The sequence below is a fragment of the Lysinibacillus sp. NPDC093712 genome (assembly GCF_050280025.1).
Classification (GTDB): domain Bacteria; phylum Bacillota; class Bacilli; order Bacillales_A; family Planococcaceae; genus Lysinibacillus.
The window spans coordinates 788,848-806,577 of sequence record NZ_JBNNUU010000001.1 but is presented as its reverse complement, the minus strand read 5'-3'; the positions used below and the strand labels follow the sequence as shown (position 1 = coordinate 806,577).

Sequence of the window (17,730 nt, the reverse complement as noted above, 5' to 3'; positions counted from 1 at the left end):
TAACATTTCTTTTAATTACCTCTAAGACAATTTAATTCGTTTAAAGCAAATAAAAAAAGAAACAGTATTAGAACCTCCTTCTCTTCTAATACTGTTCCTTATTTATATTTGTAAAAATTGTTTCATCACCTTGTCCAATTAATAGGCTTCCAATCTTCTTCTATCCATTTTGAATTCGGTACTTCGTATGGTGCTGTCGCAAATAACTTGTCCTGTTGCCATATGGCTGCTTTAGAGCGAATCATTTCATCAAGTAATAGCTGGACAAATTCCTTAGGCTCTAAACGGAAAACGTGCACGGCAAAATCATGAAACCAGCCACAGCCAAGTAAATAAGGTGGAATTTCTTTGCTCGTTAATCCATTTTTCAGCATTAGTGTAAACGAAAAAATTCGCTTACATGCGTGCCAAGCCATTTTTTCAGGAGATATCATCCACTTTTCAAGTCGTTCTCTTGCTTTGTCTATCATTAGTAATGGGTCCTCAATTGCTCGTCCATGGCCAGGATAGGCTATTTTTATTGGCAATTTAGCAAGTCGCTCTAAACTTTCGTAAGAACGTCTTACACTATTTGTACCTTCACGAAAAATATTCAACCAACCTACATCATTGTATTGAAACAAATCACCACAAATTAGTATCTGTTGCTGTTGTTCATATAAAGCTATATGCCCCAATGTATGTCCTGGTGTATGTATAACCTTAAGAGCACTTTTCCCCGTCAAAATTTCCTGTTCATCTATAAGTAGCTGTTGTACGACATATTGTTCTACAGGTTGATCTAAATATTGGGAACCACATGACTCTATATCACGTTGATTCACCATTTCCCCCTCCCAAAGATGTGCAGCAATCGGTAGGTCATACTGCTGTTGAAAATAATGATTTCCCCCAACATGATCACTATGATAATGTGTATTGATAATACCATTTATTTGCTTTGGTAATATCCCAGCATCGGATAAAAGTTTCTCTGTTTGGAGCACATCACTGCCAAAGCCCGTATCTACTAAAAAGGTTTGATCATCTTGAATTACAATGCTATTGGCACTTGGAAACGGACGTTCAAAAAACATAATATTTGCAGTTTTCATGTGTTAGCCTCCACTTCTATACTTTTATAGAATAATGCCAGAAAAGCTTCCCTTTAATACCTCTTTGTTGAGTTGATTTATGCAGGAAAATGTTGAACTAATCGCCTGACGATTTTTTTCATCTGCTTCAAATTGTTCAATTATGACATCACACCGAATGGTATCACCACTAAAAACGGGACGTAAAAATTCGAAATTCATTGTACGGGCTAATACGTTAAAGTCACCACCCACTTTTGTTGGGAGCGTAGCTGTCAAAAGCCCCTGCACAACAAAACGACTTTGTTCATCTGGTGTAATATGATGAACCCCTTCATCTTTGGATACCATTGTAAATAATTCAACGTCTTCCATTGTAAACGTACGTTCAAATGTAATCTTTTCACCTACTTGTACTGTCATCATTTCCCCCCTCTATATAATCCAAATTGTAGACTGAATGTTGAAGTAATTCAATTTTTGAAACTAGTATTTTTAGAGTAACAATTAAGAAAAAATCTTAGAGTATTAACATTTTGTAATAAAAGTAGCCACCTAGTGTCCTTTAAGAGGTAAACTAGGTGGCTAAATGAAATTTTTAATAAAATTTGAAAGTCAGTCAATTGTTATTGTTGTTTTCTAAAAAAAATGAACTTCTTTCTTTCGTAATCCAATCATTCAAATTATCGTCACTTCTTTTTACTAATCGATTGACAAGTACGTCATGCCAAATATAATCTTCTAAAAAGTTAATATGAAAAGCATCATCAGTAAAAAAAGCTAAATCTTTGCGAAAAGGTGATGGGCCATAAATCATTTCGTTTCCATCAACAGCGATAATAAACCAATGGGCAGTTGTTTGTGCTTTAATATAGTTTGTTGTTCGATGTTGGTCTACAGCAGCTATTGGGTTGTCTACATTTATTGTTATGCCATGAATGGGTACTTTTTTCCCGATTTCCTCTAAGTCCTCGCGTAATATATTATAGACGTCATCCCACATTGAAATGAGTACTTTTTCTTTCGCTCGTTTTAACATCGCAGTACAAAAGCTAAGAATTGTATCCTTATCTCGAATGATTAATATTTGATTTTCTTCTTCTTTCTTTTTTTGTTCTAAAATTTTTAATTGATCCGTAATGGACGTAAAATTGGATTGCCATTGTTGCTTTGTTTTTTGTATAAAAATAGAAATTGGTATCGCTGAATAGGTTGTTTGATCAGGTGTCTCTTCCTTCATAACTAGTCCTTTTTCAACCAATTGATTGAGCGTATCGTATACACGTGCTCGTGGAACTTTAGAATCTTTACTCACTTGATATGCCGTCACATTATTATTTTGTACAAGCGCTATGTATGCTTTCGCTTCATATTCTGTATACCCTAATTGCTTCAATTGGGAAATTAACTCCATCATCCATTACCTCCATTTGTTTCATTATAGTAAATCTATTCATCTAATTGCGAATGAAAATAGTCTTTACTTATAAATTTATTTTAGTTACTATTACAGTAGTAACTAAAATGAAAAGAGTGACAATATGATATTTGATTTAGATCCACAAGTTTTAACTATCCTGATATTACTTGGCTTTCTAGCCGCATTTATTGATTCTGTTGTTGGAGGTGGGGGTTTAATAGCGCTGCCAGCTCTTTTATTTGTAGGGTTAAATCCGACAGCTGCTGTTGCAACAAACAAACTCGCAGGTACGATGGGGTCATTAACTTCTGTTATTTCTTTTTATCGTTCTGGAAAACTCGATTTTGGATCTGTCATAAAGTATTTCCCACTAGCATTTATTGGGTCACTTATAGGAGCTTGGTCCGTTACATTAATTAGCCCAGATATATTAAAACCTTTAATGCTCATAATGCTTGCTGCTGTAGGCGTTTACACGATTTTTAAAAAGGATTGGGGAGGCAGCACTACAATAAAAAAACTGTCACCTGTTCGGATTTTCGGATTAATCTTTTTACTATTAGCGATTGGCTTTTATGATGGGTTTTTAGGACCAGGTACAGGTTCCTTTTTTATCTTTACTTTTTTAATGCTTGGTTTAGATTTTTTAAAGGCGGCTGGAAATGCAAAGTTTTTAAATTTGGGAAGTAATATGGCAGCACTTCTTATGTTTGTCTATTTAGACGAAGTTCATTATATATATGGATTTATTATGGGGATTGCTCAAATTTTTGGCGCTATTGTGGGGACACAGTTCGCCATAAAAAAAGGCAGTACTTTTGTGCGGAAATTGTTCATAATTGTCACAATGACCCTTCTTTTAAAAAACACATATGACTATTTTTTCAGTTAAAGTGCCAGGCACCAAAACAATTCTGAATTTTCGAACATAAATAACCCCCTCCAAAAACCATTGGAGGGGGTTTTAATATGTTATTGCATTAATTCCTCAAAAAATTCAACAGGTACATATGTTTTTGTTGGTTCTAATAAAGCAGGTGCTACCTCAAAGTGACGTAGAGCTTTATTGTAGCCATATGCTTTTTCACCACGTGTAATTGTATAAGATAATGCGCCTTTTGAAATAATTGCGCCAGTTCCTGTTGATTCTACTTTAAAGCCAAGTTCTTCAGCAATTAATCGTAAAGGCACCATAGTTGTACCATCAATATCATAGAAATCATTTTTAATAATTTCTTGAACTGCTGAATTAAAGGAAGCTTCCTCTCCTACTTCACCTTGTTCTTCAGCTGTAGCGTCTAACACGATTACTTTTGTTGGCGGTGTTTGTGCTGGGATACTTCTTGTTGTAATTGTATAGAACACAAGTAAATGTTGCTCTGCTAAATCTTTAGCTGATACTTCTTTACCTGATTGGCTTTGGACTACTGTTTCTTCCCCAACGTTTAATTTTAGACTGTTATCCGTATTTACTAAATCTTTATCGAAAAAGTCAACAGTCACACTGCCCATTTCTTTCGATTCTACAATGATAACTTCAGGGTTATATTGTGGTGGATAGATCAGCAGCATTGGCTTATTTGCGTACGTATAAGCCGTTACTTTATCTCCTTTTTGAAGCTTTACTTCTTTCCCCGTATTATCAAAAATAAGTGTGTCCTTATTTACAACAAATACGTTCGTATTTTCTCCATCTTTCGTTGTATAATAAGTCGCATTGTTACGTTCTTCTACATTCTCAATAGTACCAGCTACTTTTATAAAAATCGGCTGCACTTGTGGGCTTTGTTCATCTTGTTGTGGAGCATTTGTCACAACTGCTTCTCCTCCGTTTGCTGATGCTGATGGAGCGATAGCCACACTCCCTAGTAATAATGCTGTCATTGCAAATGGTACGACCTTAGTCATTTTCATAAAAAATACATCTCCTTCATTTCACGAATTCAATGAAGTAGTCGATTTCAAAAGAAAAAGGTTACATTATTGCCAAATTATTTTTATGTCCGTCAAATAGTAGAATATTTATGATTTAACGAGCTAGAAAACAAAGGACAATCTATTTAATATCCGTTGTAAAAAATATTGTTGCTCATTTTGCTTTGATCTTATTTCTAATGCCACATCTGGATGATCCGTAATCACACCCGAGACATTTTTCTCAATAAACTCTTGTAATGAACGATCTTTGTTTAATGTCCAAACAAATAGATCCATATGTTGTGCCTTTAGTTCTGTAATTAAGTCCTCATTCACCCATGATTCTTCTAATGCAATAAAATCCACATTTAAATCATCTATCGGTCCAATATTAAGCGCATAAACTATTCCTACCCGCAAATTAGGTGTTAAAATTTTTAACTGTGTCATCAATTGTGAATCTGAGGACTGTACATAGTACGTATCAAGCACTTTATAGGCTCGCAACTTTTCTACTAATCGAGGCAATAGGTCTTCCCTTTCTTTACCGTGTACTTTTAGTTCAATTAGCAATGTAACATCAAGAGCTTTTGCGATTTCTATAAAATCATCTAAAGATGAAATTTTATCGGTTAAACCATTTTCATAGATAGTGATTGTTTTTAGATCACTTAATGTCATATTTGCGACGACTCCATTTTTACCAGCTAAGCGCCTTAATGTACGATCATGAAAAACGACGAATTCCCCATCCACCGTTTGCTGAATATCTAGTTCAATTATATCTGCACCTGCATTAGCCGCACTAACAAGCCCGCTAATGGTGTTTTCTACGTTTCCTGCTGTGTATCCTCGATGTGCAATAATTTTTGTATCTGGTGCGTAAACACTTTTTTCTAACGAATATATATTCATGATGCTTAATATTGAAAAAATAATACAAAGCAGTAGTGGCAAAGCGTTATAGCGTTTGCTTTTATAAGAATATCTTGGCATTGCCACATTACGAGTATTATAAGTAATGGCAACCATTACTTGCGAAAACATTGCTTGCAACAAACTAAATAACACAACAAAGACCATTTCTAAAAACGCGAGTGTAAGCCCTGCCGTTACAAGTGCTGCACTCGGCATATTGCGTTCCAAGAAAAATAGAGGTAACGTACTGACAACTGTAATAGCTAATAAAAGAAATAAATGAACTGTTAAAACCATTGTCAGTAATACGAGTAGCTCAACTAATCCTCGTCTTGAAAAACGCCAACTTTGTAGAAACGATTGGCGAATAGATATTTTCGGCTGTATTGTAAAAATTGGTAATGTCAAAATGCTACGTATACCTACTATTACTAATATACTGGCTATAGCTGCATAAAGTACCCTTCCTAAACTTGTGCTCATAATTTCATTTGTAATAAAGTGAGGTAACGTAATTCCTTGCGTTAATGTAAGAGGAAGCAAAAATGAAGCCAAAGGTAACAATAGGGCAATATAAACGATTAAATAAATGATTTGCAGACTAAAAAAGTAGACAAGCTTGCGATTTAATTGCTGCCACATTGTAAGAAAACGATAACGGATGCCCCTTTGCTGATTAAAAGCCATGATAAATAGAAAACCCATCTCATAATAAATAAACAGCAGGACAACCAATACGAAAAGAAGCATCATAGCTAGGACAAAGGGGTGCATAAGAAAGCTTTGTATATTTTGTTCTGTAATGTGGGTGTAGCCCGTCACATTTAGCATTAGCTTCAAAACGACTGTTGACACCGGTATTACTAATAAAAACTGAAATACACGTATCATAATGAAAACTCGGATATAGTCGGTGCGATACGTGTATATGTTATAGATGGCTTGTCGCATAATTTGACGTGCTTTTTGCATTTCCTCACCCCTGTCGCGTACTAACCGTTACTAGCATTTTCACGCTATTTCTTCTTATAACGTATGATAAGTTTTTCATTTCAAGTTATCTTTCAAATAGAAAATGTTATCAATTGCGCCTCGATATTGTAGCGTCCAGATTTTTTGAACTGCTTGAAACGCTCATGTAAGCTTTCATCCCAAACTTAAAGAAGTTGCGGAATTATGCTCAGGCAAGTTAAACGCAAGAAATTGTCATGAACGATGAGATAAATGTTTGAGGGGTACAGCTATAATTTTTTGAAACCTTTTGTTAGCCGATTCAGTAAATAAAGAATCACAACTAATTAGGAGGCGGAATTAGATGCAATTCTACATCGGTGATATTATTAGTACTATTTTTATTCTTGTCATTTTAGGCGCTATGTTTTTCTTTCTGATAAAGATGATTAAGATTGGAAAGTCTACCCCTCTACCGCTTCCTCCAGAAACGCTTCAACAACAAATAAATGAACTTACGACACGCGTTAAACAATTGGAGAGACAAGTGCAGGATCTATCAGAAAGACGATAGATTAATCGCTTTTAGTCATTTGAAACATTTGGTTACTAAAAAAATCGTTGTGAGGCTAAGCCTCACAACGATTTTTTGTATTTTCATATACGATACGACCATCCACAACTGTATAGGCAACTTGAATATGTGGAACTTTTTCGATATCTACCTCAAATATATCATCTTCGAATACGGTGAAATCAGCACTATATCCTTCTTTTATTTTGCCTCTCGTATGCTCCTGAGCAATTATTTCAGCAGAGCCTACTGTATAGAGACGCACTGCATCGAAGCGTAAAATTTTCTCCTGAGGACCAAAACCATCGTGGCTTTCACCAAAATTTCGTCTTGTCACTGCAGCATAAATGCCGTATAAAGGATTCGGCACTTCAATTGGCGCATCACTACCACCTGCTACGATCAGTCCGCGGTCTAGAAGTGATTTTAATGGATGTAGACCTTGTGCACGTTTCTCGCCTAACTTTACAAGCTCTGCTAAATACTCTCCTTGCACAAACTGTGGTTGCATATCTACAGCAATCGGTAATGCTGCCAACTTGTCTAAAATAGCCTCATCAACTAAACTGCAATGAATTAATCGGTCTAATTGCCCCTCACGAGGTGGAAATGCTGCGAAAACATCTAAGATTATGTCAATTGCTAAATCACCGATTGCATGAACAGCAACTGTTTGTCCATAATGACGTGCAAGTTGCACATACTGCTCTAATTGTGCAGTTGAATGAACAAGTATGCCATAATTGCTTGGGTCGTCACAATATGGTTCACGTAAAGCGGCCGTACGCCCGCCAAAAGCTCCATCGACGAAGATTTTCATTGCACCAAATTGAACATATGGTGTTGATTGCTCATTTAACAGAACAACTTCCTCAAAAACTGTATGATGTTGTAATAAATGCACTTTAAATGATTTTTGAGCATCAACTATTTTTCGATAAGCATTTATTGGTTGACTAGGAGGTCCGAAGTAACTTAAATCTTCCGAATGACCTCCTACTAAGCCGTAAGATTGAAGCGATGCTACGGACTTTTGAAGAGCTTCTTCAATATATTCAGGCGTATAATACGGCATATGGTTAACAATTAAATATAATGCTGTATCTTTTAAAACACCTGTTAATTGACCATTACTCTTTTCAATAATGCCACCTTCTGGGGATGGTGTATCATTTGTAATTCCAGCAAATGCAAGTGCCTTAGAATTAGCCAAAATTAAATGATGGCAACTACGTTTAATAATCAGATGGGCTTCACCGAGTGCATCAAGCTCCGACAAAGTTGGGAAAATTGGCTCTGTATAACCTGTTTCATTCATGCCTATAGCAACAACCCATTGCTCTGCGGAAGTGCCTTGCAGACGGTCACGAATAATATTTAACAATTCTTCCTTACTCGTTACGTTCGAAACATCAATATGCATTAATTTTTCGCCATAGCCAATAATATGTAAATGACTGTCTACAAACCCTGGGTACATCACATTTCCTTGTAAATCTCTTACCGTTGTCGCTTGTGGTAATAAACTATCAGCGGAGCCCACCGCCACAATTTGTCCATCTTTTTCAAGAACTGCTTCGACTGTTTCGCCCGCTCGTTCCATCGTATAAATTGTTCCACCTGTCCAAAGTGTTGCCATCAATTTTCTCCCCCTATGCTATTGCTTCGATTAAATGCGCACTTTCTAAGCGTCGACGTACAATGACACCAAGCCATGCAGCAAGTACTGCTTTTAATACTCCAACAACAATAAATGGAGCAGCTCCCCCCATAAATGCTGAAGTCCATGTTAAATCACCAACAATTTTTAACCAAACTGTACCAAACGCCAATGTCACTACCATACCGATAATGTTAGCGATAATTGCTTGTACAAAGGTAATGCCAAATTTATTTAAGTATAAACCCATTAACACAGCTGCCGCAAGGAAGCCTACAATATATCCCCCTGTTGGTCCTATGATGATACCATATCCTCCTGACATACCACTAAATACTGGAATACCGGCTGTGCCAAGTAATATATATACAAGTACAGATAATGTACCAAGTCTTGTACCTAAAATTGTGACAACTAAGCCTACTGCTAAAGTTTGGCCAGTAATTGGAATGAGTGGTAGCGGAATCGTTACCTGCGCAAGAACTGCAATAATAGCTGCTCCAAACGCCGCTAACACATAATTGTAAGTACTACTTTTCTTCAAATGAAAATCCCCCTTTTGTTAACCTACTTTTAAAATAAGTTAACAAAAAGATAATGCAAATAAAAACAGTTGTCAATCGAATTTGACAAATTACTATAAAAAGAGACCTTTAAATTTACCAGAGGGGCTCATTACTGGGATCTTCCTCTTGTAATTTTACAATATCAGGTAGTAATAAATAATAATAAATTAAGCTACTTGCGATAAAAGATAAGAAACCGATTAGGAAATGATCAAATGCTAGGTTCAAAAACACGATAAATGGTATTGGCAGATTAAGTATGCCGGATAATTGTACCGTCTTTTTTGTGCGATATTGCTTTTTACTACAATGTGGACATTCCATTTGCCCATTTTTCCAATACAATTTTCGAACTTGCTTAGCAGACCAAATTTCTCCACATTCAATACATACGGGCAAGCCATATCCTTTTTTATGCAAAATACGTTTAATAATCAATGCTATACATACAAAAATACCAATGAGGAGCAACCCCTTTAACCAATCAAGCTCTAATAACGTCCAAAGGCTCCATCTCTCTGTTTCTTGCTGTAAGGCTGCGCCTTGCAAAGGCCTTGACCGTGGTTCTGTTTTTTGTGACACAAGAACACTAAAGCCAATAGCAAGCAGTGTAAATGTCGCCAGTACGATTCGATACTGCTGTTGGCTACTACTTCTATGTTTACTTTTAGCTCTTGCTTTTTGTGCAATCCGTTGCTTTTTTTCCTCCGATAGTTTTACATGCTGTAGCTCATGTAACACGTTTTCTTTAAATCGATTCATAGCGTAACACCTCCCAATCATAGTCAGCGATTACTGTAGCTAGCTGCTTTCTTGCTCGCTGTAATCTCGTGCGCACAGTTGCCTCAGGACAATGCACAAGCTTAGCAATATCTACGGTTGTCATTTCCTCAAAATAATAGAGAATCAAAACCTCTCTATATTGTACAGACAAAGTGAATAAAGCTTCTACTAGCTCCTGTTTAGAAGATTTAACGAGAATTTCTTTTTCTGGCGTCACGGTCGTTGAACGTCCTGATATTTTCTCAAACAGCGACAGCCGTTTACTTTTCCAACTGCGTAAATAATCGTGACTGCGATTGACCGTCATTTTGACTAAATATGTACGTAATGATGATTCTTGTCGAAACTGCTGCTGCTTTTGATAAAAGGCAATAAACACATCTTGGACAATATCCTCTGCTGTTGCTTCATTCTTTACATATAAGTATGCAACCTTCAGTAGATAATCCGCGTGCTCTGCAATAATTTCTTCAATTTCCATTGCTGCCTCACCTTCTTTCTAAACTACTGACGTAACCCAATTTATTTCCGATTCATTTTATATGAAATTTTTTCAAAAGAGAAAACTTTTTTCTAATACTTGCAAGCTAGTTCAGTAACTACAGAAATCCGCTCCCTTTACACGAACAACGCTATACCTTACGCTTGCTGGTGAGGTAATGCATTGTTCAATGTTCTACATAAAGGTCACGGATACTTACTTAATCACTTAAAGGACATTCAATAAATTACCTTAAATTACTTTATTTACTATTTCCCGCATTGCTATATTGGTTATAGAGCGTAATTTGGTTACGTCCATTTCGTTTTGATGTATAAAGTGCACTATCAGCATAATGAATTAATTGCTCCACACTTGTAATGTGAGCATCTTCATTCGTGCTAGCACCAATACTAAATTCTAATTGGACAATATCATCATTTACTGTCAATACAAGTGAGGTTAATGCATTGTATAAATTTTGCGCTATTATGGAGATGGATTCTTCCTCTCGTAAATGGATGAGAACAATAAATTCATCACCACCAAAGCGAGCGACAATTGATTTGTACGGCTGAAAAAATTGTTGCAATGTGGTGGCTGTCATTGTTAAAGCATCATCTCCAAATAAATGACCATTGGAATCATTAATGGATTTAAAATGATCTAAATCAATCATGAGTAAAGCTAATCTCTGATCATTTGTTGCACTTTCAACCATTGCTTTCGCATGTTCATCAAAATAACGGCGATTATATATATTTGTAAGTGGATCGATGTAGGAAGTTCTTTCAAGATGCTTCTTTTGATCGTTATATTCCATTTCGAATAATACTTGCGTATAATTCTCTCTTTGCATCTCTAATAATATATTAATATATTCCTTTTGCACGGCACTTAAAATAATTTTATTCCCCTGCTCTTCAATAAGCTTAACTAATGAATTGTAGATGGTCTGTAACAAAGATAAATCATTATTTTGCAATGCATAGTGCTTTGATTTTTGATACATATCAATTGCTTCACCGATATATCCTTGTTTTTCAAATAATAAAGCTTGGGCATTGAACACTTCTAATTGCGCCTTATTATAGGGAGGGTCCTTTATCATCATTAGTAACTCTTTTATTAGAACATCGGCTTCATCATATTCCTTCAGCCAAATATGAGCAGTAGCTAAATTTGTCTTAGAGTGTATAATACTTTTATAGGGTTCATCATGTTTCGTTTCAAATTCATTGGCGTAATATAAACTCTTTAATGCAAGTCTCTTTGCCTTTGCATATTTACCGAGTTCAATTTCTAGACCACTCAAATTATTATAGATTTTCCCCATGCTTTCTATATGTTGTATACGCTCTGCAATTTCCAGGCCTTTCATTAATAGCTCTTCCGCCTTTTTTAAATGCCCAAATGTTCCCCAATAAATGGAGGCAAGAGAATAATATTGAATAATGTCAATATCATTACCATATAAAAAAGTCAGTTCTCGGTATTTATCTAGTAAATTGATGGATATTTGGAGATCTCCCACTTGAAAATAGCTAATGCAGCTGTAACGTAATAAATGCATTGCTTTATCGTACAATGCAAGTGCATTGGCACTTTCAATAGCGGCATTGCTTAACTCGATATATTCTAAATAGCGATTCGCACTATATAATTCATCTAGCGTAATCCATAGTTCTTCAAATTGTTGTAAATCCATACCGCACCCTCCCTTTTCAACCCCTACTCCCTTAATACTACATTTGCTTATAAAATATTACAATTCTTTATCCTTATTTATTTCCCAATTAATGAGTAATTTAACCTAAAGCATAGTAATATTTACTTTGAGCGCTATAACTTGATGCTGAAACCATCATACGATGTAGCTTTAAAGCACCACAAAGGTATCAAGAAGGGTTTACTCTAAGTGCCAGGCACTCAAACAATTTTGAATTTTTATCGTACTGCTAGTAGGGCTATCCAAAAAATTAATGTAAGCCGCAACCATACGCGCATGGCGATGGTTGCGGCTTACTAGTGCCAGGCACTCAAACAATAGACTGAAGGCGCATTAAAAGAGAAATACCCATTATTCTTCAATTTTTAATAACGCTTTTAATTGATCTGCTCTTTCTTGGCTAAGTTGTATTTCACCGTATTCTGGCGCTTGTAGCCAAAGTGAATGGCCATAGCCGTCCCAAATGTCCACTCGCACTTCGTCTAAATCCAAAGAATATTTTGGCGGTCTCTCAATGTTTTTTTCTTTTACTTTCCAAGTTATTTGTTGAAGAAATTGTTTAACTTCATCCGTATTTTCAGGGCTAAGTTTTTTGGTAACAGTAGGCTCCATAATTTCTATAGCATCTACTAAGCCAAAACGTTTTACTGATCCATCCTCATCAGTCGAGCCTCCTCCTACTGACTGAACACCTACATAATCTCCTTTTTGCAAGGAAATGTTACTGATGAGTGGATACCATGTAGCGTTTTGATATTTTTCAACAATTTGTTCCTGCGTCAGATTGACAATATCCTGTGGAACAGCCCCTTCAACAAGTAGAAAGGCATTACCTTGGATTGCAACTACTGTCCCAATATGATTAGTACCTTGACGAATATTTGAATAATGTTTTAATCCTAATTCCTCCTGAAAGGCCTTTGCCTGTTCTGAAAAATGCGCATTAAAGTAGTTAAGCGCCTCTCGCGTAGCTATGTCCTTCACTATAAAACTCGGAAATGTAGGATACTTTTCCATGTAAAATGCTTTTAGCTTTTCCTCTGCTACCATCATTGCTAACATCGGCTCAATATATTTTGTAAAGTAACCTTTTAATCCTTGTTTTTTAAAAAGCTTAGCATATTCAGGCGATTCCTGAAGCATTTGCAACTCATCGAAGCGCTTTTTTGCTTCTGCCTGGCGCTCTTCTTTTGTACTTTCGATACCAAGAGACTGCGCAAAATAATAGGAGGCAACACGTTTTTCATAGCGCTCATACGCCTCTTCTATATTAGATTCTCTATCTGGATTAAACGAAATAATTTTTAAAATATCTTCATAATAGGCGAGCTGGGTTTGATTAAATAATGGTGCAGACTGCTTTTTATCACCATCTAAAAGCTGTATGACGAATGCTAGTAAACATAGCGTAACAATGGTAGCTATTGCTCTAAAGCGAATGGATTTTTTAGGTTTGACTTCATGACGCTGTAAAACACGTTGTTTGACACGTTCTTTACTCGGTAACATATCCCCTGCCATTTTAATTAGCTCTTTTTTAACGTTATTCATGTAGTAACACCTCCCATTCCTCCCCTAAATGTGGCTTTAATGCTTCACGTGCCCTTTTTAGTCTTGTTTTCACGGTATTTTCAGGTATCGCAAGCAATTGTGCAATTTCTGCAATCTTCATTTCTTCATAATAATAAAGTAGGATCGGTTCTCTATATGCTAGCGGAAGGTTTAGTATTGCAGCTCCAATTTGTGACCTTTCCTCCGCTTCTATTAGTGCCTCTCGCTGTCTTTTTGCTTGTGTTAGAAATAATTTTTCTTGTAAAATACATTTTTTATAATGCCAGCTTTTTAAATAATCTTTACTTTTATTAATCGTCAGCGTCGATAAATACGCACGTAGCTGTCCACGTTCCTCATATGCATGCTCCGAAAATTTGATAAACACTTCTTGCACAATATCTTCTGCTACATGCCGATTTTTGACGTAAAAATAAGCGAGGCGCAGCAAATGCTCTGCATGATCATCGATAATTTTTTCAAGAATGCCGTCCACCTCCTCCTCTTACACTATAAACGATTACCAATAGACGACCGTTTCACATTATGTACTTTTTTATATAAATGTACAAAAAAAGAGAAAATCCACTTTATGTCAAATAGTGGATTTTCTAATACTTAAATAAATCGTTTAACGAACGTTTCGTATACCCCAACCATGAGCAAGCCGCCAAAGATAGGAATCAGTGAACTGAAGCTAAAATAAAAGCCTTCAGCATCGTACTGTCCTAAAAATCGGAACGCAAGCCATGGTATATTATATGTTTCACCGACACCATATAAAAAACCAGTACTAAATAAAAACAGGGCGAAGCATTTAATAAATTTTTCCTTATGCATACCGTTCACCTCACTGAACAATGGTCATTTCCTCCGCATATGCTAGTATTTCTTCCTTTGTCAATTCGGGATTTTCTGTAATGATGCTGTATTCGTAGCCATTCTCAGACCAACTAATAACAAATAGTTCCCCTAAATCCATATATGTCCCTTTTTCTCCTCGTACGTGTATATCTTCTTCATTTGCAAGATTACCACCAAACGTTTCATAATGACTAACAACTTTAAAAACTGAGACTGAAAATGCAGGTTGCTCATCTTTTTCATATTCAAAAGAAAATTCTGGACGTTCTTCTACTTTCAAATCTAGTATCGTGGATAGGGTCAGCCCATTTTCTTCAGGTAGTATTAAAAAATCACCTAGCTGTTTTTTCACCTCATCTATTGTGGTAGGCGCTGTCTGATCTAACGTATCAATTTGTTCGATTGTTGCACCCTTTGGTATATCAAAGACAAACAACGCATCATCTATTTTCTTATTAACTTCAAGCTTCGTATATTCTTGTTTCGTCACATTGCCTGCGTTCGTCGTGATTGTTTTTAACGTCAACCACGTTTTTTTATCGATCCACACTTCAATGTCGCCTAGTAAAGTATTCTTTTTTTTGGCTTTCGCCTTAATATGATAAGCATCTCTTCCAGCAATTTTTTCTTCACCCGCTATTGAAATATCATGAGAGTCTTTCACGATGTTTAGTAATACTTGGGCACTGTCTTTTGGCGATTTCCCCATTAATTCTTCTAATTCTCCATTTTTAAATGTCATAATCGAAGCCTTATTTTCTTTTTTACTGAAAGTAGTAATCTGCTTACCATCATTGACTGCAATTACATGATCATCATCGACTGACATTTCAATTCGACGCTTACCTTCCTTCATCCATTCTTTTACTTTCGCTCCCCCAGTTTCATCTATATCCATAGTATATTCACCATAATAGCTTTCTAGCTCTTTTGTTTCCTGTAATGCTTGATCTATTATCTCCTGTGGCGAATAGGATGCCTCTGAATTGCAGCCAACTAAACTAATGGACAGTAGTGCCATCATTCCTCCTACACATAATGTTTGTTTCCAGTTCATTGTTCATCTGCTCCTTTGTATAGTGGTAGCCAGCAGAGCACTGCTGTACCAACACCTTGTTGTGATACCATATTTACAGTTCCACCGTGTTTTTCAATAATTTGTTTCGCTATGCTAAGACCAAGTCCAGTTCCTCGTTGTCCTGTCTTTGTTCTAGCGTTATCTGATTGATACAGTGGTTCAAATAATTGATTGATTTCTTGTTCACATACGCCCGCCCCACTGTTTTGCACAACTAAATACATTCCTTTCTTTTGGGTAAGCGCTGCATTGACAAAATCAAAGCCCCAGTCGAGTTTACGATTACTGATAGCCGCTAAACCAATAGTAGTGCCCGATGTTCCAAAGTGGGTCGCATTGCTCATTAAGTTATCAATTACCCGTTGCATTTGTGAAGGATGAACAGCATATGCTCCCTCTACTTCACATAACGTACGCAGCGAAAATCCTTTGCTTTGACAAAGTGGTTCATATTCAGAAAGCGCCATATCAAAAAATTCCTGCCCCTCTACTTGAACAAGTGATACATCATAGCTTGTAGATTGAAGCAATGTATACATAAGTAAATCCTCTAGCATTTCCTTCATATCCACTGCCTTAGTTAAAATAACAGCACGATATTCCTCCTTCATCTGGGAAGAGAGGAAAGGATTTTGTAAGCTTTCTGCATATGCTTGAATTGACGTTAATGGTGTTTTTAAATCATGTGAGATACTGGCAATCATCAGCTCCTTTTGTTGCTGTTCTTCTTTTAAATGAGCACGAGCTGTTTCAATTTCACTTTGCATACTTAAGAAAGTGTTTGCAAGTTCCCCAATTTCATCTTTTCTTGTTGCAATAGCAGATTCTACATGTTTTCCTTTGCCAAAGGCATGCATTTGTTGCATTAACTTTTGTAATGGCTGATTCAATTTACGGTTTAGCAACAGAATCACGGTCATATAAATTGCTAGAAATAGTGTAATGATGCTAGCAATAACAAGCCATGAACGCCTCTCTACACCTTGAACCCAGTCCTTCCTCACTAATTGGACTTCATAAATTCCAACTAAATCACCTTTTTGATAAATTGGTTCTTTGTATGTAAATGCATTATATTTTTGCTGTAATTCAAATAAGTCTTTCATTATGACTTCTTTTGAAACAAACCCAGAGTTTAAAGGATTAGAAGAATAATAAACAAAACCAGATTTAGCGTACAGTGTAATAGCAAGTTGATCACTCGTCAGTACTTTCACCTGTTGCAAATCAGCATTTTTTGTATATAACGATGGATCGTTAAGAACTGATTTTACACGATTTAGTTCAGTCCATTTTTCCATATACTCTGCAAAGCTTTTATCATGGTAATATGCATTAATCCACATGTATAAACCATATGCCCCCCCAATCGGTACAATCATGACGATGAAAAACATGATGAGCAGCCAAGATTTAATTTTCATAACGGTTCTCCAATAAAGCGGTAGCCCTTGCCCCAAACTGTTTGAATATAATGTGGGGTTTTAACAGAATCCTGTAGTTTTTCTCGTAGTGCTTTAATATGTACTGTTACTGTAGGTGTTTCATCAACGCTTGCTTGCTGCCAAATATGCTGGTATAGCTCTTCCTTAGAAAATGTTTGACCAGGGTTTTTCGCCAGTAGTTTTAACAGTGCAAATTCCTTTTGTGTTAAGGTTAGTTCATTATTTTGAAGTGTCGTTATTTCTTTTTGCCAGTCGATTGTTAAACCAAAAGCAAATGTAGCTACATGTTCCGTAATTTCTATTTTCTTATAACGTTGCCATCGACGTAGATGCGAGGCAACACGTGCCTTTAATTCTGCCAAGCTAAAAGGCTTCGCTAAGTAATCATCAGCACCTTGTAAACCTTCAACCTTATCAGCTTCGTCTTTACGAGCGCTCATCATTAATATTGGGACATCACTTTCCCAACGAATATTTTGGCAAACGGTAAGTCCGTCCATTTCAGGTAGCATCCAATCGACTAATACTAAATCAAATGGTTGTGCTTGAAAATCTGCTAGCCCTTCTAAACCTGTTGTAGCCCAAGTGACTACATATCCTTCTTGTACTAGCGTATCTTTGACTATACGACCTATTGCGGGATCATCCTCAATTAGTAATAGCTTTTCACTCATCTGTTTTCCTCCTGTACTTACCTTACTATGGATTCATGCATTTACT

The 17,730-nt window shown here is 36.2% G+C and carries 18 protein-coding genes; 2 read left to right on the top strand and 16 right to left on the bottom strand.

What is annotated here, in order from left to right:
- Positions 1–125: 125 nt before the first annotated feature.
- The 3 genes from ACQKNX_RS04100 to ACQKNX_RS04090 form a co-directional block, all read right to left on the bottom strand.
- Positions 126–1,094 (bottom strand): MBL fold metallo-hydrolase, encoded by a 969-nt coding sequence (locus ACQKNX_RS04100; RefSeq protein WP_427427696.1) that lies wholly within the window; start codon positions 1,092–1,094, stop codon positions 126–128.
- Positions 1,095–1,118: 24 nt separating this feature from the next.
- A complete protein-coding gene (locus ACQKNX_RS04095) occupies positions 1,119–1,496 on the bottom strand; it encodes an enoyl-CoA hydratase (protein WP_427427695.1) in 378 nt (125 codons plus the stop codon).
- Between the two features lie 196 nt (positions 1,497–1,692).
- Positions 1,693–2,490, bottom strand: a complete 798-nt coding sequence (locus tag ACQKNX_RS04090; RefSeq protein WP_427427694.1) for a TrmB family transcriptional regulator — start codon at positions 2,488–2,490, stop codon at positions 1,693–1,695.
- A 124-nt stretch (positions 2,491–2,614) separates the two neighbouring features.
- Between ACQKNX_RS04090 and ACQKNX_RS04085 the strand changes: the two genes are divergently transcribed.
- On the top strand, positions 2,615–3,385 hold the full coding sequence (locus ACQKNX_RS04085) for a TSUP family transporter (RefSeq protein ID WP_427427693.1): 771 nt from the start codon (positions 2,615–2,617) through the stop codon (positions 3,383–3,385).
- A gap of 80 nt (positions 3,386–3,465) precedes the next feature.
- On the opposite strand, the gene ACQKNX_RS04080 is transcribed toward ACQKNX_RS04085, so the two are convergent.
- Both ACQKNX_RS04080 and ACQKNX_RS04075 read right to left on the bottom strand, forming a co-directional pair.
- Entirely contained in the window at positions 3,466–4,407 is a 942-nt protein-coding gene (locus ACQKNX_RS04080; RefSeq protein WP_427427692.1) for a stalk domain-containing protein, read from the bottom strand.
- 123 nt (positions 4,408–4,530) lie between these two features.
- Complete coding sequence (locus ACQKNX_RS04075; protein ID WP_427427691.1) at positions 4,531–6,300, bottom strand: glycerophosphoryl diester phosphodiesterase membrane domain-containing protein; 1,770 nt, start codon at positions 6,298–6,300, stop codon at positions 4,531–4,533.
- A 343-nt stretch (positions 6,301–6,643) separates the two neighbouring features.
- Between ACQKNX_RS04075 and ACQKNX_RS04070 the strand changes: the two genes are divergently transcribed.
- The gene (locus ACQKNX_RS04070) at positions 6,644–6,853 is read left to right on the top strand and encodes a hypothetical protein (RefSeq protein ID WP_427427690.1); all 210 of its coding nucleotides are present in this window, start codon (positions 6,644–6,646) and stop codon (positions 6,851–6,853) included.
- A gap of 55 nt (positions 6,854–6,908) precedes the next feature.
- Here the strand turns inward: ACQKNX_RS04070 and ACQKNX_RS04065 are convergent, their stop codons facing one another.
- The 11 genes from ACQKNX_RS04065 to ACQKNX_RS04015 all read right to left on the bottom strand — a co-directional run bounded on the left by ACQKNX_RS04065 (position 6,909) and on the right by ACQKNX_RS04015 (position 17,684).
- On the bottom strand, positions 6,909–8,492 hold the full coding sequence (locus ACQKNX_RS04065) for an amidohydrolase (protein WP_427427689.1): 1,584 nt from the start codon (positions 8,490–8,492) through the stop codon (positions 6,909–6,911).
- 13 nt (positions 8,493–8,505) lie between these two features.
- Complete coding sequence (locus tag ACQKNX_RS04060) at positions 8,506–9,057, bottom strand: biotin transporter BioY (protein WP_427427688.1); 552 nt, start codon at positions 9,055–9,057, stop codon at positions 8,506–8,508.
- 115 nt (positions 9,058–9,172) lie between these two features.
- Positions 9,173–9,841, bottom strand: coding sequence for a TIGR04104 family putative zinc finger protein (locus ACQKNX_RS04055; RefSeq protein WP_427427687.1), 669 nt, complete (start codon positions 9,839–9,841; stop codon positions 9,173–9,175).
- The gene (locus tag ACQKNX_RS04050) at positions 9,828–10,343 is read right to left on the bottom strand and encodes an RNA polymerase sigma factor (RefSeq protein WP_427427686.1); all 516 of its coding nucleotides are present in this window, start codon (positions 10,341–10,343) and stop codon (positions 9,828–9,830) included. Before ACQKNX_RS04050 ends, ACQKNX_RS04055 begins: the two co-directional genes overlap by 14 nt.
- Before the next feature lie 262 nt (positions 10,344–10,605).
- Positions 10,606–12,051 (bottom strand): diguanylate cyclase, encoded by a 1,446-nt coding sequence (locus tag ACQKNX_RS04045; RefSeq protein ID WP_427427685.1) that lies wholly within the window; start codon positions 12,049–12,051, stop codon positions 10,606–10,608.
- A 372-nt stretch (positions 12,052–12,423) separates the two neighbouring features.
- Positions 12,424–13,623, bottom strand: coding sequence for a hypothetical protein (locus ACQKNX_RS04040; protein ID WP_427427684.1), 1,200 nt, complete (start codon positions 13,621–13,623; stop codon positions 12,424–12,426).
- A complete protein-coding gene (locus tag ACQKNX_RS04035; protein ID WP_427427683.1) occupies positions 13,616–14,119 on the bottom strand; it encodes a sigma-70 family RNA polymerase sigma factor in 504 nt (167 codons plus the stop codon). The genes ACQKNX_RS04040 and ACQKNX_RS04035 overlap by 8 nt, the downstream gene beginning before the upstream one ends.
- A 122-nt stretch (positions 14,120–14,241) precedes the next feature.
- On the bottom strand, positions 14,242–14,463 hold the full coding sequence (locus ACQKNX_RS04030) for a hypothetical protein (protein ID WP_427427682.1): 222 nt from the start codon (positions 14,461–14,463) through the stop codon (positions 14,242–14,244).
- 10 nt (positions 14,464–14,473) lie between these two features.
- A complete protein-coding gene (locus tag ACQKNX_RS04025; protein ID WP_427427681.1) occupies positions 14,474–15,544 on the bottom strand; it encodes a LolA family protein in 1,071 nt (356 codons plus the stop codon).
- On the bottom strand, positions 15,541–16,989 hold the full coding sequence (locus tag ACQKNX_RS04020; RefSeq protein ID WP_427427680.1) for a HAMP domain-containing sensor histidine kinase: 1,449 nt from the start codon (positions 16,987–16,989) through the stop codon (positions 15,541–15,543). The genes ACQKNX_RS04025 and ACQKNX_RS04020 overlap by 4 nt, the downstream gene beginning before the upstream one ends.
- Positions 16,986–17,684 (bottom strand): response regulator transcription factor, encoded by a 699-nt coding sequence (locus ACQKNX_RS04015; RefSeq protein ID WP_427427679.1) that lies wholly within the window; start codon positions 17,682–17,684, stop codon positions 16,986–16,988. The genes ACQKNX_RS04020 and ACQKNX_RS04015 overlap by 4 nt, the downstream gene beginning before the upstream one ends.
- Positions 17,685–17,730: the final 46 nt, after the last annotated feature.